This is a genomic window from Amycolatopsis sp. VC5-11 (assembly GCF_037034185.1).
Lineage (GTDB): Bacteria > Actinomycetota > Actinomycetes > Mycobacteriales > Pseudonocardiaceae > Amycolatopsis > Amycolatopsis nivea.
The window spans coordinates 26,440-40,269 of sequence record NZ_JBAGKF010000035.1 but is presented as its reverse complement, the minus strand read 5'-3'; the positions used below and the strand labels follow the sequence as shown (position 1 = coordinate 40,269).

Below are 13,830 nucleotides of genomic sequence, written 5' to 3'. Positions count from 1 at the left end.
GAGAACCCGAAACAGGGTTCTCCCGGGGCCCAGACTCATGTTCACGGACAAGTACGAGGCCCGGAACCCCACACAGGGAACCGGGCCTTTGTCATGTCCGGGTCACAGCGGTAGCCCGCGGCCTCGGACGGGAGACGAGAACACCAGCGAGGTCGTCGTCTCGCCGTAGCGCTGGGCCTGTTCCACAAAACGCTCCAGCTCGGCCGTCGTGCGGCAGTGCACGCGGAGCTGCCAGCACTCGTCACCGGTGACGTGATCGGCGTCCGTGATCTCCGGTAGCGGAAGGATCGTCTCGCGGAAGCGCGGGCCGTCCAGGCTCCGGACGCGAACCCGGACGATTGCCTGGACGGGGCGGCCCAGTTTCTCCGGATCGACACGTGCCGCGTAGCCGGTGATCACCCCGCGCTGTTCCAGCCGGCGCACTCGTTCCGTCACGGCGGGGGCGGACAGCGAGACCCGGCGGCCGAGTTCCGAGAACGTCAGGCGGCCGTCGGACTGGAGCAGCTCCAGCAGCTGCCGGTCAACGTCGTCCAGGTCCATCGCGGCACCCTCTCAGAAACTCAAGGCCAACTGCCGTCCAGACCCGGAAAACCCTGGTGAGCACGGCGGAACACCTGGATCTTCCCCTGTCCCGGACCAGGACCGGAACGGGAGGATCACCAGTGTGAAACCGCGCATCCTCTCCCTTCCCCGCGAAGCCGCCAACGCCGTCGAGTACTTCGGGCGTGAGCTCGCCTTCGAGGTCGATCCGGTCGACCTCGCCCAGGACCTCGCCGACGGACGCACCGACGGTTACGTCCTCGTCGAAACCCGCAGCCCGGGCGCATACGCCGAAGCTCACCTGCCGGGCGCGATCTGCTTGCCGTACCGGGAAATGACCGAGGAAAGCACCCGTGACCTCGACCGGAATCTCGTCTACGTCTGCTACTGCGAGAGCATCTACTGCAACGCCGCCACCCAGGGCGCGTACCGGCTCGCGCAGCTCGGCTTCACCGTGAAACGGCTCTCCGGCGGCATCACGACCTGGCTCGCCCACGGCTATCCGACGGAGGCCGGACAGCCCGTACCCTGGACGCCGTGACTCGTCTGCTCATCATCCAGCCCGACGCCAGCGACCCCATCGGCCCGCTCGGGGAGTGGCTCACCGAGGCCGGCGCGGAACTCGACGTGCGGCTGCCGCCGGAGCAGGAGTTGCCCTCGAGCCTCGACGGGTACGACGGGTTGATCTGTCTCGGCGGCGGCATGGGCGCGCTCGACGACGCGAAGCACCCCTGGCTCGCCGACGTCCGGAAGCTGCTCGCCACCGCGGCGGGGCATGCCTTGCCGACGCTCGGGATCTGTCTCGGTTCGCAGCTGCTCGCCGTCGCGACCGGCGGGCAGGTCGCGAAGGGCGAGTCCGGTCCCGAGGTCGGGCCGGGGCTCGTGTCCAAGAAGGACGCCGCGTGGGTCGATCCGCTCTTCGCGGACATGCCCTTCCTCCCGGACGTCCTGCAATTCCACGGCGACGTCATCACCGTCCTGCCGCAGAGCGCCGAGCTGCTCGCGTCCACTCCGAAGTACCCGCACCAGGCGTACCGGATGAACCGTTGTGTCTACGGTGTCCAGTTCCACATCGAGACCACGCCGGACGTCGTCCGCGCCTGGGCCGAGGCGGCACCGGAAATGGCGGAACTCACCCGTCCGGGCGCGCTGGAGGAGGAGAGCCTGATCTCAGCGCACGCGGACATCGCCGAGACGTGGCGTCCGTTCGCGCACCGGTTCGTCCAGTTGGCCGCCGGTCGGCTGGAGGCGGCTCCGGAAAGTCAACGCCAGTTGCCGCTCGCTTAACGGATGACGTCGGAATCACTTACGGCGAGTTAACGGTTCACCCAAACGGTCAGGTACCTTGCGAGAGGTATTTCCGTAGGGTTCGGAGGTCGGGGTGGACCCCTCGCTGCTCGTTGTCGTCGTGATCTGCACGGCGCTGGTTTTCGATTTCACCAACGGCTTCCACGACACGGCGAACGCGATGGCGACCTCGATCGCCACCGGAGCACTCCGGCCCCGCGTCGCCGTCGCGATCTCCGCGGTGCTGAACCTGGCCGGCGCGTTCCTGTCGGTCGAGGTCGCGAAAACGATTTCCAGCGGTCTCGTCGACGAGACGAGGATCGGGCCCGCCATCGTGTTCGGCGGGCTCATCGGGGCGATCGTCTGGAACCTCTTCACCTGGTACGTCGGCCTGCCGTCGAGTTCGTCGCACGCGCTGTTCGGCGGCTTGATCGGCGCGACCTGGGTGTCCGCGGGCGCGGACTCCGTCCACTTCGGCAAGATCGTGGACAAGGTGCTCGTCCCGGCCGCGGCGTCGCCGATCATCGCGGGCGTGGCGGCGGCCGCGGTCACGTACTTCGTCTACCGGTTCCTGGTGCGCAAGCGCGGCGGCCGGGGTTTCCGGGTCGGACAGATCGTCTCCGCGTCGCTGGTCTCGCTCGCGCACGGCACCAACGACGCGCAGAAAACCATGGGTGTCATCACCCTGACGCTCGTAGCGGCCGGCAGCCTCCCCGCCGGGTCCGCGCCGCCCGTGTGGGTGATCATCAGCGCGGCGTCCGCGCTCGCGCTCGGTACGTACCTCGGCGGCTGGCGCATCACCCACACTCTCGGCAAGGGCCTCACCGACATCGAAGGCCCGCAGGGCTTTTCCGCGCAGACCAGCAGCGCTGTCGTGATCCTGCTGTCCTCGCACCTCGGTTTCCCGCTGTCGACCACGCACGTCTGCTCGGGCGGAATCATCGGCTCCGGCGTCGGCAGGCGCGAGGCTCCGGTGCGCTGGCGGATGGCGGGCCGGATGGTGCTCGCGTGGCTGTTCACGCTGCCCGCGGCGGCGATCGTCGGCGCGGCGGCGGGCAAGATCGCCTCGCTCGGCGAGGCCGGGACGATCGCGGTCGGCGTCGCCGGGATTCTCTTCGCGGCCGGGATTTACCTCCTTTCCCGCCGCAAACCCGTCACCGCACACAGCTTCCGGGTCCCCGAACCCTCCGCTGTCGACACCGAACCGGACCGCCTGGCTGCCTGAACCGCCCCGGGTCCGGCTACGGTGTGAGCGATGGCAGAGCGCGCGCGGACCACAGCTTCGGCGGCCAGGTACGGCTTCACTGACACCCGGGCCGACGGTCAACTGCGCGCCGCGGGCTGGTGGACCGAAGGCGGACCCGCCGACGGCGCCACCGACGTCCTCCTCGCCCTCTCCCGTGCCGCGGATCCGGATCTCGCGCTGGCCGGGCTCGACCGCATTCGCGAGGCCGACGAACCCGGCTGGCCTGAGCTGGACAGCACGCTCCGCGAGAACCGCACGTTCCGCGGTCGGCTGCTGGGCGTGCTCGGCACCTCCACCGCATTGGCGGATTTCCTCGTCGCCAATCCGGGGGAGTGGCGGTGTCTCGCGGACAACCGGTGCACCGACCCGGCGAAGTTCGCGGAGCGGCTGCTCGAGCGGGTCCGCCAGGACGACGGGACGTACCTCACCGGGACCGCCGCCGAATCCGAGCTGCGAGCCGGTTACCGCGGGCTGCTGCTAGGCATCGCCGCGGCTGACCTCGGCCACCTCGTCGAACCCGGGTTGGAACATCCGGAGTTCCGGGACGTGGCCAGCGAGCTGACTACTCTCGCCGAGGCTTCGTTGCAGGCCGGGCTCGTCGTCGCCGAGCAGGAGGTCGGCGCGTCCGCCGACGGCACGCTCGCAGTGATCGCGATGGGCAAGACCGGCGGCCGTGAGCTGAACTACGTGAGCGACGTCGACGTCATCTTCGTCGGGGCCGGCGACCTCGGCGTCGCGACCCGGCTGGCCAGCACGATGATGCGGCTGGTCGGCAACGCGTGCTTCGAGGTCGACGCGGCGTTGCGGCCGGAAGGCAAGAGCGGGGCGCTGGTGCGCACGCTCGAAGGGCACACCGCGTACTACCAGAAGTGGGCGAAGACCTGGGAGTTCCAGGCTTTGCTGAAGGCGCGTCCGGTGGCGGGCGACGCCGAACTGGGCCGCCAGTACGCGGAGATGGTCGCGCCGATGGTGTGGTCGGCCGCGGACCGCGAGAACTTCGTGACCGAGGTCCAGCAGATGCGCCGGCGGGTGGAGGACCACGTCGCGTCGGAGCATCTCGAACGCGAGCTGAAGCTGGGCCGCGGCGGCCTGCGCGACGTCGAGTTCGCCGTGCAGCTGCTGCAGCTCGTGCACGGCCGGGTCGATCCCGCGCTGCGTTCATCGTCCACTTTGGACGCATTGGCCGCGCTGGGCGACGGCGGGTACGTCGGCCGCGCGGACGCGGCGGAGATGAGCTCGTCGTACGAGTTCCTGCGCACCGTCGAGCACCGGCTGCAGTTGCGCCGGTTGCGGCGGACGCACCTGTTCCCGGCCGCGTCGGACACCGATGAGCTGCGGATTCTCGCCCGTGCCTGCGGGATTCGGCCGGTGCGCGGACGCAGTCAGGGCGAGGCGTTGCTCGCCGAGTTCCGCCGGCACGCGCAGGGGATTCGGCGGCTGCACGAGAAGGTCTTCTACCGTCCGCTGCTGCAGTCGGTGGCGAATGTGCCGACGGAAGCGTTGCGGCTCACCACGAAACAGGCTGCGAGCCGCCTCGCCGCGCTCGGGTATGCCGCGCCGGAAGGGGCGTTGCAGCACATCAAGGCGTTGACCGCCGGGGTGTCGCGGCGCGCGGCGATTCAGCAGGCGCTGCTTCCGGTGTTGCTCGATTGCCTCGCTGACACGCCGGATCCGGACGGTGGGCTGCTCTCGTATCGCAAGGTGTCCGAGGCGCTTCAGGACACGCCGTGGTACCTGCGGGTGCTGCGTGACGAGGGCACTGTCGTCGAGCGGCTCGCTTTCCTGCTCGGCACGTCGAACCTGGTTCCGGACCTGCTCGTCCGCGCGCCGGAAGTGCTGCAGTTGCTGGGAGATCCGGCTCGGTTGACCGGACGTACGCCCGCCGAAGTGGCGACGTCGCTTCGGGCCGCCGTACGCCGTCAGCCGGGGCTAAGCGCGGCGGTCACCGCTGCTCGGTCGCTGCGTCGGCATGAGTTGCTTCGCGTCGCGTGCGCGGATTTGTTGGGACTGCTGGATGTTCCGTCGGTCTGCGAAGCGCTGTCGAGCGTGTGGGTCGCGGTGCTGCAGGGAGCGCTGTCGGCGGCTTACCGGCAACGGCAGGCTGAGCTGGGGCGCACTCCGGCGACGATCGCGGTCATCGGCATGGGACGGCTCGGCGGGGCGGAACTGGGCTACGGCTCGGACGCCGACGTGCTCTTCGTCTGCGAGCCCGCGGAAGGGGTTCCGGACGCCGAAGCGCTGCGGTTCGCCTCGTCGGTCGCGGAAACGGTGCGGAAGATCCTCGGCGCGCCAAGCGCGGACCCGGCGCTGGTCGTCGACGCGGATCTCCGGCCGGAAGGACGCAGCGGGCCGCTCGTGCGGACGCTGGAGTCGTACCGCGCGTACTACCAGCGCTGGGGCGAGGTGTGGGAATCGCAGGCGTTGCTGCGGGCCCGGTTCGTCGCCGGGGACGAGGAGCTCGGCCAGCGGTTCATCGAGATGATCGACCCGTTGCGCTATCCGGAAGGCGGCCTCGACCCGACGGACGCGCGCGAGATCCGGCGGATCAAGGCGCGGGTGGAGACCGAACGGCTCCCGCGTGGCGCCGACCCGACCCGGCACACCAAACTCGGCCGCGGCGGTCTCGCCGACGTCGAGTGGACCGTCCAGCTTCTGCAGTTGCAGCACGCGCACGAGGTGCCTGGCCTGCGGACGACGTCGACCCTCGACGCGCTGACCGCCTTGGCCGAGGCAGGCCTCGCGTCGGCCGAGGCGGTGGACTCGTTGCGCGAGGCCTGGCTGCTGGCCACGCGCGTGCGCAACGCGACGATGCTGGTGCGCGGCAAGGCAGCGGACGAGGTGCCCGGCACCGGCCGCGACCTGGCCGCGGTGGCGCGCGTGTTCGGCTACTCGGTGGACGACGATCCCGGCGAGTTCCTCGACGCCTACCGCCGTGTGACGCGGCACGCGCACGCCGTGGTCGAGGAACTCTTCTACGACAACTAGCCTGGACCTCGTGACCGACCGCGAACCGTTCCGCACCCGGATCAAGGTGCGCCACTACGAACTCGACACGCTGGGCCACCTGAACCACGCCGTCTACCACTCGTACGGCGAGGTTTCGCGGCTGGAAGTCTTCGAGGCGGCAGGCGGCAACACCCTGCACGAATCGCATCTCGCGCCGGTGCTGCTCGAATCGAACATCGTGTACCGGCGGGAACTGCGCGCCGGCGACGTGGTGGACGTGACCTGCGACGCCTCGTTCGGCGACGGCAAGGTGTTCTGGATGACCTCGCGCATCGTCAAGCTGGACGGGACGCTGTCGGCCGAGATCAAGTGCACGCTGGGGTTGATGGATCTGGAGAAGCGCAAGCTGGTGCCGGATCCGCGGGGGCATTTCGAGCGGGCCGGGGTCGACCTGAAGGTGCTGTCCACTTCGGAGTGAGCGCGCCTGGCCCAGACTTTCGAGACCGCTGGCGTGGGAGCGGCGCGCGGGCCACTCGCCGCCCTGATCGGCATGAATCCGGCCGACCGCGAGGCCGATGCCCCGGAATTCGCGGTGACGGTCCGACGGCATACCCGAAAGCCAGCGCGAGGACCATCGTCTAAACCCTCACCGCGGCTTGACGCCGGGGTCAGTCCAGCCGCATCCCGTGCCACACCAGGTCCACCACCCCCTCCGTCTCGGCCTTCCAATCTCCTTCCGGGGTAAGGAAAAACAGCCCGCCGAGGCCGCGCATCAGGGTTTCCGTCTTCAGGTCCGGGCGGATCGTGCCCGCCTCCGCGTTCGCCTCGCGCAGGGTGTCGAGCGCGTCGAGCATCCGCGCGTACGCCTGCGTCGGCAGTTCGCTCTGCGACGCGCGCAACGCGTTGGCCAGCCCGCGTTTCGTCATCATGTAGTGCGCCAGGTGGTCCACGATCCAGACGCGCAGCGCCTGATCGGGGGAATACTCGGCGAGCAATTCGGGCACGATTTCGACGAGCTGGTTCACCTCGCGTTCGTAGACGGCCAGCACCAGCGACTCCGGCGTGGGGAAGTGCCGGTACACCGTGCCGACGCCGACGCCCGCCTCCTTGGCGACCGCGTTGAACGACACTTCTCCTGCCCGGCTCACGGTTTCCGCCGCGACCGCGAGGATCCGTTCGTGGTTGCGCCGGGTGTCCGCCCGCCGCGGGCTCACCGGCATCGCGCCTCCCGGGGTGCTTCGCTTGCCTGACCTGGAGCTGCTCCAGCGTCACCTGGAGTAGCTCCACTTCGTTGCGTAGCGGATTCTAATCCGCTAGCCTCGGTCAAAGCGAGCCAAGCGGATGAATATCCGGTTTAACCTCCGGCGGCTCGCGTTCCCGAAGGGCCGTCACCACCACCATCACGCCGCAGGACGTCCGCCGCGGACGGGCTGCGGGAAAGCGAACCCTACTGTGGACATTTCCCTTGAAGTCAATGGAACAACCGAGGAGCTCGGCGTCGATCCGGGAGTGACCCTCCTGGACGCGCTGCGCGAGCGGCTCGGCATCACCGGCCCGAAGAAGGGCTGCGACCGCGGTCAGTGCGGCGCCTGCACCGTGCACGTCGACGGCAAGCCGGTGCTGTCCTGCCTCACGCTCGCGGCCGCCGTGCGCGGTCCCGTCACCACCGTCGAAGGACTGTCCGCCGAGGACGAACTGCACCCGGTGCAGCAGGCGTTCGTGGACCAGGACGCGCTGCAGTGCGGGTTCTGCACGTCCGGGCAGGTGATGTCGGCGGTCGCCGCGGTGCGCGACGACGTGTCCGACGTCCGCGAGTTCATGTCCGGAAATCTGTGCCGTTGTTCGGCGTACCCGAACATCGTGCGCGCCGTGGAGCAGGCGAGGCAGGCCGATGCGACCGTTTGAGCTCACCGCACCCGCCACCGTCGAGGACGCGCTGGGCAGCGCGGGCACCTATCTCGCGGGCGGCACCACCCTGGTCGACCTGATGAAGCTCGACGTTCTCACCCCGCAGCAGGTGCTGGACATCAACGACCTTCCGCTGCGGGGCATCGACACCGCGGACGGCCTGCGCTTCGGCGCGCTGGAGCGGATGGGCGACATCGCCGCGCATCCCGGCGTGTACCCGGCGATCTCGCGCGCGCTGTTGCTCAGCGCGTCGCAGCAGCTGCGGAACATGGCCAGCATCGGCGGAAACCTGATGCAGCGCACCCGGTGCTCGTACTTCCGGGACGTCGCGATGCCGTGCAACCGGCGTACACCGGGCAGTGGCTGTTCGGCGATTTCCGGCGTCAACCGGATGCACGCGATCTTCGGCACCAGTGATTCCTGCGTGGCCACCCACGCCAGCGATGTCGCGGTCGCGCTGGTCGCGCTCGACGCGGAGGTCGTGCTGGCCGGTGCCGAGGGCACCCGGACGGTCCCGCTGACCGAGTTCTACCGGCAGCCGGGCGAAACCCCGGAGATCGAGCACGACCTGCGTCCGGGCGAGCTGATCACCGAGGTGCGCGTGCCGCGGCTCGACTGGGCGGCGAACTCGACGTACGTCAAGATCCGCGACCGGCAGTCGTACGAGTTCGCGCTGTGCTCGGCGGCGGTCGCGCTCGACGTGCGCGACGGGAAGATCGCCGACGCCCGCGTGGCGGCGGGCGGAGTCGGGACGGTTCCGTGGCGGCTGCCCGCCGTGGAAGAGGCGCTGCGCGGCGCGGAGCTGACCGAGGAAGCCTTCGCCGCTGCCGCCGCGGTGGCCGTCGAGGGGGCAAAGCCGTTGTCCGGCAACGTGTTCAAACCTTCGCTGCTGAAGCGGACGATCGTCCGCGCGCTGCTCGAACTGACCGAAGGGAGCCGGGCATGAGTGCGCGGCTGGACGGTCCGCGGAAAGTCACCGGCCAGGCCGATTACGCGCTGGACCGCACGTTCCCGGGCATGCTGTACGGGTACATCGTGCTCAGCACGATCGCGCACGGCGAGATCACCGCGATGGACGTCACCGCGGCGAAGAGCGCGCCCGGGGTCGTGAGCGTCTACAGCCCGTTCGACCCGCTCGAGCTGCACCCGTTCAAGTCGCAGCTGATGGGCGATCTGTGGCTCCCGCTGCAGGACCGGGACGTGGTGTTCTACGGGCAGCCGATCGGGCTGGTCGTCGCGGAGACGTTCGAACAGGCACGGGACGCGGCGGGGCTGATCGAGGTCTCCTACCAGGAGAAGCCCGCGCTGACGTCGATGGAGGACGGGCTCGCGACCGCGGAGGACGCACCGGAAAGCCGGGGCAGCGCGCCGTCGATCGAGGTGCTCGCCGACGGGGTCGAGTCCATCGCGGACGCACTGGCGGAGAGCGCGGTCGTCGTTTCGGAGACCTACCGCACCGCGACGCAGAACCACGCCGCGATGGAGCCGCATTCGGCGGTCGCGAAGTGGGACGGCGGCGAGCTCACCCTTTACAGCGGAAACCAGGCCAGTTACCTGCAGGCCATGGAAATGGCCGGGGTGCTCGGCATCGAACCGTCGGCCGTGCACGCGGTGAACCCGTACGTGGGCGGCGCGTTCGGCGGCAAGGCGGGCACCTCGGCTCCGGGGATGCTGGCCGCGGCCGCCGCCAAGGCGCTCGACCGTCCGGTGAAGTGCGCGCTCACCCGTGAGCAGGTGTTCACGGCGACGGCGAACCGGCCGGCCACGGTGCAGAAGATCGCACTGGGCGCGGACCGCGACGGCACGCTGATCGCGGTGCAGCACGACTCCTGGTCGGCCACCTCGATGAGCCGGTCCTTCGTGGAGCCGACGTCGCACGGCACCTCGCGCGAGTGGTACTCGACGCAGAACCTGTCGATCAGCCAGAAAATGGTGCCGCTGCACATCCCGCCGGGCACGTTCATGCGCGCGCCCGGGGAGGCGTCGGGTTCGTTCGCGCTCGAAAGCGCGATCGACGAACTCGCGATCGCGCTGGAGATGGATCCGATCGAACTGCGGAAGCGCAACAGTTCGCTGGCTCCTCCCGGCGTCGATCTGCAGTGGTCGAGCAAGCATCTCGACGAGTGCTACGAGGTCGGGGCGCAGCGGTTCGGCTGGGCGAACCGGTCGCCGCGCGGGCACGTCGACGGGGACTGGCTCGTCGGCATGGGCACGGCGACCGCGATGTTCCCGGGGCTGCGCTTCCCGGCGACGGTCGAGATCGTGCTCAACGCGGACGGGACCGCGGACGTGTCCACCGGCGGGGCCGACCCGGGCACCGGGCTGCTCACCGTGCTGGCCACGATCGGGGCCGAATCCCTCGACATCGACCCGGAACGCGTCACCCCGCACTTGGGCGACTCCCGGTTCGCGCCGGGCGGCATGTCCGGCGGCTCGACCGCCACGGCGAGCACCGGCACCGCGATCATGCTCGCGGCCACCGAACTGCTCGACGAACTGGTGGCGCTCGCCGCCGAGCCGGGCGCGCCGTTCGAGGGCGAGGTCGTCACGTATGCCGAGGGGCTGCTGCACGGCAACAACGGCACCATGCCGTTCGGCGAACTGCTGCGCGCGATCGGCCGGGAATCCTTGTCCGCCAGGGGTTCCTCGGCTCCGGGCGAGGAGATGACGAAGCACTCGTTCAGCTCGTTCGGCGCGCAGTTCTGCGAGGTCCGGGTGCACCGGCTGACCCGAGAGGTCCGGGTGTCGAGGATGCTGGGCGTCTTCGACGGCGGCCGGATCATCAACCCGACGCAGGCGCGGAGCCAGCTGTCCGGCGGCATGATCTGGGGCGTTTCGGCGGCCCTGCACGAGGGGCTGGAAACGGAGCCGAGCGGACGTCCGGCGAACGCGGACTTCGCGAGCTACCTGCTGCCGGTCAACGCCGACATCCCGGAGATCGACGTGCAGTTCGTCGAGTACCCGGACACGCTGCACAACGCGGTCGGAGCCCGTGGTGTCGGCGAGATCGGCGCGGTGGGCATGGCGGCCGCGGTGGCGAACGCGGTGTGCAACGCGACCGGGATCCGGGTGCGGAGCATTCCGATCATGATCGAGGATCTGCTGGTGGAGTGACCGAGGAGGGGGGCGTCCGGGTGCGGGTGCCCCCTTCCGGCTTAACCGGCGGCTCGGACTCGGCGGTTTCGCGGGTCGTCGGGGAGTGCGCCGCAGTGCGGTTGCGCCTTTTCCGCGGTTCCCCTCGCGGACGTTCACCGCTGCTCAGCCAGGCAGTTGAGCCCCGTCCGGAAAGTCCGTGGACCGGCTCAGCTCCGCCCATTCCGAGATCTCCTTGTCGACCGCCGCGCGGCCGTTCGCGATGATGCGGAGGGCGTCGGAGCCGAGGACCAGGTGCGCGGGCGGGTTCGGCACGCCGAGGATGTGCAGCACCGCTTCCGCGGCCTTCTGAGGGTTGCCGAGTTGTTTGCCGCTGGCCGCGAGGCGGTGGTCGCGGATCGGGTTCATCACCTGGTCGTAGTCCGGCACCGAGCGGTCGGTGCGGACCATCGACCGGCCGGCCCAATCGGTGCGGAACGATCCCGGCGCGATCGCGGTGACGTGCACGCCGAACGGCGCGACTTCCTTGCCCACCGTTTCGAGAATGCCCTCGACGGCGTACTTGCTGCCTTGGTAGAACGACGTGCCCGGCACGGTGATCAGCCCGGCCATCGACGTCACGCCGAGGATGTGCCCGCGCCGCCGTTGCCGCAGGTACGGCAGCACCGCCTTCACCGTCGCGACGACGCCGAACACGTTCACCTCGAACTGCGCGCGCAGCTCAGCCATCGTCGACTCTTCGAAGACGCCCTCGTGGCCGTACCCGGCGTTGGCGATGGCGACGTCGATCGGCCCTACCTCGGCCTCGATCTCGTCGACGGTCCGGAACACCGCCTCGTCATCGGTGACGTCGAGGATGCGCGCGAGGGATTTCCCCGGCCGGAGCTGCTCGAACTCCTCGGCGTCGGCCTGCTTGCGGACGGTGCCGACGACGGTGTGGCCGGCTTCGAGCGCGGCCTCGGCGAACGCCCGGCCGAGGCCTGAGCTGGCGCCGGTGATCAGGAAGAGCTTGGTCATGCGGCAAACTCTACACCGCGTCGAGAAAAATCTTCACAGCGTCAAAAATAGTCGGCGTGATAGAACGTGCAGGTGGAAGAGCGAAGCACCCGCCGCCGGACGGCTCCGACCAAGGGAGACCTGCGCGAACGCGCGATTCTCGACGCGGCGGAGCAGCAGCTGAACGAGACGGGCGGGGCGTGCATGACCGTCGCCACGATCGCGCAGGAAGCCGGGATCACCCGGGGCGCGCTCTACTTCTACTTCGGGTCCAAGAACGAGGTGCTCGCCGCCCTGGTCGAGCGGACGGTGGCCAAGCTGCGCGCCGAGGTCGACGCGGTGGACGCGGCCGCCGCGGCTCCCGGCGACGCGGTCCGGCAAGGGCTCGAGCAGACCGCGCGGATGTGGCGTGAGCACGGCACGGTGATGCGCACGGCGGTCGAACTCTCCCCGTCAGTGCCGGCGATCGACCAGGCGTGGCGCTCCGCGGTGGTCGCGCTCGCCGACACCATGGCAGGCGTCGCCGAACGCGCCGGACTCCCGTCCGGAACCGCGGCGGAGGTCGCCGCGGCATTGGTCTGGATGACCGAACGCGTCTTCTACCAGGCGTTTATCGCGGATAACTCGCTGGACGACGCGGCCGCGACGCTGACCCGGGTGTGGCTGGCGGCGCTCGGCATCCCGGCCTAGCGCCTGGCCGCTCGGCGGGGGGCACATCGGAAACCGACGTGTACTAGAGGGTTGCGACGCCCTTCGCGGTCGTGCCCGCACGGACCAGGCGGGCGCGACATTGGGGCAACGATGGCTCTCCGCGGAACTTCGAGGCAACGTCATTCGGTGCTTCACGTCTTTGTGGGCAGAGATTCGCCAAAAGACACGGGGAGCACGAAATGGGATTCACCGCGATGAAGTCGATGAAGCTGGTCATGGTCGGCGGGGCGGTCGCCGCGACCGCGTTGCTTTCCGCGTGCAGCGGAAACAATGTCGACGGAAATGGTTCCGCGGCGAAGAGCGTTTCCGATGCGGCGGCGGTCAAGCAGAGCCCGCAGGGCGGTTCCGCCGGTGCGGCGGGCACCGCGGCCACGTCGAACGGCGATGTCAACTGCAGCAAGCACGGCGGGCAGGTCGGCCCGGCCGGCGGCAAGCAAATGGATCTGATCGCGGTGCAAAGCGCGAACGGAACCATTCCCGGCTGCACCGAAGCATTCAATGTGATGACGAAATACTACGAATTGGCGCCGTCGCAGGGTGAAGGCCCCGGCCACCGGGTTCTCGGCATTGAAGGGCACTGGGACTGCGCCTTGGGCGCGGAAGAGGAATTCGCCCAGGGCGTCGTGAACTGCGGCAAGGACGGCGGCACCGAGTTCATGATCAAGACCGCGCCGACCGGCGGCACCGGCGGCCAGCAGCCCGCCGCCCCGACGCGCCGCTTCCCGAACACGACGCAGACCGTGCAGTTCGCCGGGTTCGACCGATCGGTGAACATGGCCCAGTTCCAGCTGGTCACCTGGAAGAAGGGCGGCCCGGACAACGGCCAGTTCGTCCCGGCCGACGCCAAGACCTACCGGCTCCCGGTGAGCAAGACCGCGCAGGTCTTCGGCGCGGCCGAACTGTGCCCGGGCGGCGAGGTCGCCCTCGACCCGCAGGGCCGCGGCACGAACCCGTGCACCGAGCAGGCCCTGATGGACGCGCTGACCAGCGCGAAGCCGCTGTACGCCGAGATCCACGTCGACAAGAACGACACCATCGACGTCGTCAAGGAGCTCTACCGCCCCTGAGCGGATCCGAACCGGCGGCCGGGTGCGTCCTGGCCG

13 protein-coding genes are annotated in these 13,830 nt (G+C 69.6%); 10 read left to right on the top strand and 3 right to left on the bottom strand.

Going from position 1 to position 13,830, the window contains the following annotated elements; translation table 11 throughout:
• Nucleotides 1-102 precede the first annotated feature (102 nt).
• Nucleotides 103-540: an Lrp/AsnC family transcriptional regulator gene (locus WA670_RS44100; RefSeq protein ID WP_336162133.1), complete on the bottom strand. Its 438-nt coding sequence runs from the start codon at nt 538-540 to the stop codon at nt 103-105.
• Between the two features lie 124 nt (nt 541-664).
• Here WA670_RS44100 and WA670_RS44095 point away from each other — a divergent pair, with 124 nt between their 5' ends.
• The 5 genes from WA670_RS44095 to WA670_RS44075 all read left to right on the top strand — a co-directional run bounded on the left by WA670_RS44095 (nt 665) and on the right by WA670_RS44075 (nt 6,497).
• Nucleotides 665-1,081: a rhodanese-like domain-containing protein gene (locus WA670_RS44095; RefSeq protein WP_336162131.1), complete on the top strand. Its 417-nt coding sequence runs from the start codon at nt 665-667 to the stop codon at nt 1,079-1,081.
• The gene (locus WA670_RS44090; RefSeq protein ID WP_037818246.1) at nt 1,078-1,827 is read left to right on the top strand and encodes a type 1 glutamine amidotransferase; all 750 of its coding nucleotides are present in this window, start codon (nt 1,078-1,080) and stop codon (nt 1,825-1,827) included. The genes WA670_RS44095 and WA670_RS44090 overlap by 4 nt, the downstream gene beginning before the upstream one ends.
• A 94-nt stretch (nt 1,828-1,921) precedes the next feature.
• A complete protein-coding gene (locus WA670_RS44085) occupies nt 1,922-3,052 on the top strand; it encodes an inorganic phosphate transporter (RefSeq protein WP_336162129.1) in 1,131 nt (376 codons plus the stop codon).
• 30 nt (nt 3,053-3,082) lie between these two features.
• Nucleotides 3,083-6,058: a bifunctional [glutamine synthetase] adenylyltransferase/[glutamine synthetase]-adenylyl-L-tyrosine phosphorylase gene (locus WA670_RS44080; RefSeq protein ID WP_336162127.1), complete on the top strand. Its 2,976-nt coding sequence runs from the start codon at nt 3,083-3,085 to the stop codon at nt 6,056-6,058.
• A gap of 10 nt (nt 6,059-6,068) precedes the next feature.
• Entirely contained in the window at nt 6,069-6,497 is a 429-nt protein-coding gene (locus tag WA670_RS44075; RefSeq protein ID WP_037818249.1) for an acyl-CoA thioesterase, read from the top strand.
• Nucleotides 6,498-6,687: 190 nt separating this feature from the next.
• On the opposite strand, the gene WA670_RS44070 is transcribed toward WA670_RS44075, so the two are convergent.
• Nucleotides 6,688-7,239, bottom strand: coding sequence for a TetR/AcrR family transcriptional regulator (locus WA670_RS44070; RefSeq protein WP_134669753.1), 552 nt, complete (start codon nt 7,237-7,239; stop codon nt 6,688-6,690).
• 232 nt (nt 7,240-7,471) lie between these two features.
• On the opposite strand from WA670_RS44070, the gene WA670_RS44065 reads away from it, so the two are divergent.
• From WA670_RS44065 to WA670_RS44055, 3 genes are read left to right on the top strand one after another with little or no spacing between them, the layout of a single operon-like run.
• Nucleotides 7,472-7,924, top strand: coding sequence for a (2Fe-2S)-binding protein (locus WA670_RS44065; protein ID WP_037818251.1), 453 nt, complete (start codon nt 7,472-7,474; stop codon nt 7,922-7,924).
• Nucleotides 7,911-8,873 carry an FAD binding domain-containing protein gene (locus WA670_RS44060; RefSeq protein WP_336162123.1) on the top strand — a complete coding sequence of 321 codons (963 nt, stop codon included), beginning with the start codon at nt 7,911-7,913 and terminating at the stop codon, nt 8,871-8,873. The genes WA670_RS44065 and WA670_RS44060 overlap by 14 nt, the downstream gene beginning before the upstream one ends.
• Entirely contained in the window at nt 8,870-11,041 is a 2,172-nt protein-coding gene (locus WA670_RS44055) for a xanthine dehydrogenase family protein molybdopterin-binding subunit (RefSeq protein WP_037818253.1), read from the top strand. Before WA670_RS44060 ends, WA670_RS44055 begins: the two co-directional genes overlap by 4 nt.
• A gap of 144 nt (nt 11,042-11,185) precedes the next feature.
• Here WA670_RS44055 and WA670_RS44050 read toward each other — a convergent pair whose 3' ends face one another.
• Complete coding sequence (locus WA670_RS44050) at nt 11,186-12,037, bottom strand: oxidoreductase (protein ID WP_336162121.1); 852 nt, start codon at nt 12,035-12,037, stop codon at nt 11,186-11,188.
• 72 nt (nt 12,038-12,109) lie between these two features.
• On the opposite strand from WA670_RS44050, the gene WA670_RS44045 reads away from it, so the two are divergent.
• Both WA670_RS44045 and WA670_RS44040 read left to right on the top strand, forming a co-directional pair.
• A complete protein-coding gene (locus WA670_RS44045; protein WP_336162119.1) occupies nt 12,110-12,706 on the top strand; it encodes a TetR/AcrR family transcriptional regulator in 597 nt (198 codons plus the stop codon).
• Nucleotides 12,707-12,906: 200 nt separating this feature from the next.
• The gene (locus tag WA670_RS44040; RefSeq protein WP_336162117.1) at nt 12,907-13,794 is read left to right on the top strand and encodes a hypothetical protein; all 888 of its coding nucleotides are present in this window, start codon (nt 12,907-12,909) and stop codon (nt 13,792-13,794) included.
• Nucleotides 13,795-13,830 lie beyond the last annotated feature (36 nt).

What these genes read in the sequence shown, in the direction of transcription:
- WA670_RS44100 (WP_336162133.1), bottom strand. Translation starts at nt 540, where the DNA reads ATGGACCTGGACGACGTTGACCGGCAGCTGCTGGAGCTGCTCCAGTCC.
- WA670_RS44080 (WP_336162127.1), top strand. Translation starts at nt 3,083, where the DNA reads ATGGCAGAGCGCGCGCGGACCACAGCTTCGGCGGCCAGGTACGGCTTC.
- WA670_RS44070 (WP_134669753.1), bottom strand. Translation starts at nt 7,239, where the DNA reads ATGCCGGTGAGCCCGCGGCGGGCGGACACCCGGCGCAACCACGAACGG.
- WA670_RS44060 (WP_336162123.1), top strand. Translation starts at nt 7,911, where the DNA reads ATGCGACCGTTTGAGCTCACCGCACCCGCCACCGTCGAGGACGCGCTG.
- WA670_RS44055 (WP_037818253.1), top strand. Translation starts at nt 8,870, where the DNA reads ATGAGTGCGCGGCTGGACGGTCCGCGGAAAGTCACCGGCCAGGCCGAT.
- WA670_RS44050 (WP_336162121.1), bottom strand. Translation starts at nt 12,037, where the DNA reads ATGACCAAGCTCTTCCTGATCACCGGCGCCAGCTCAGGCCTCGGCCGG.
- WA670_RS44040 (WP_336162117.1), top strand. Translation starts at nt 12,907, where the DNA reads ATGGGATTCACCGCGATGAAGTCGATGAAGCTGGTCATGGTCGGCGGG.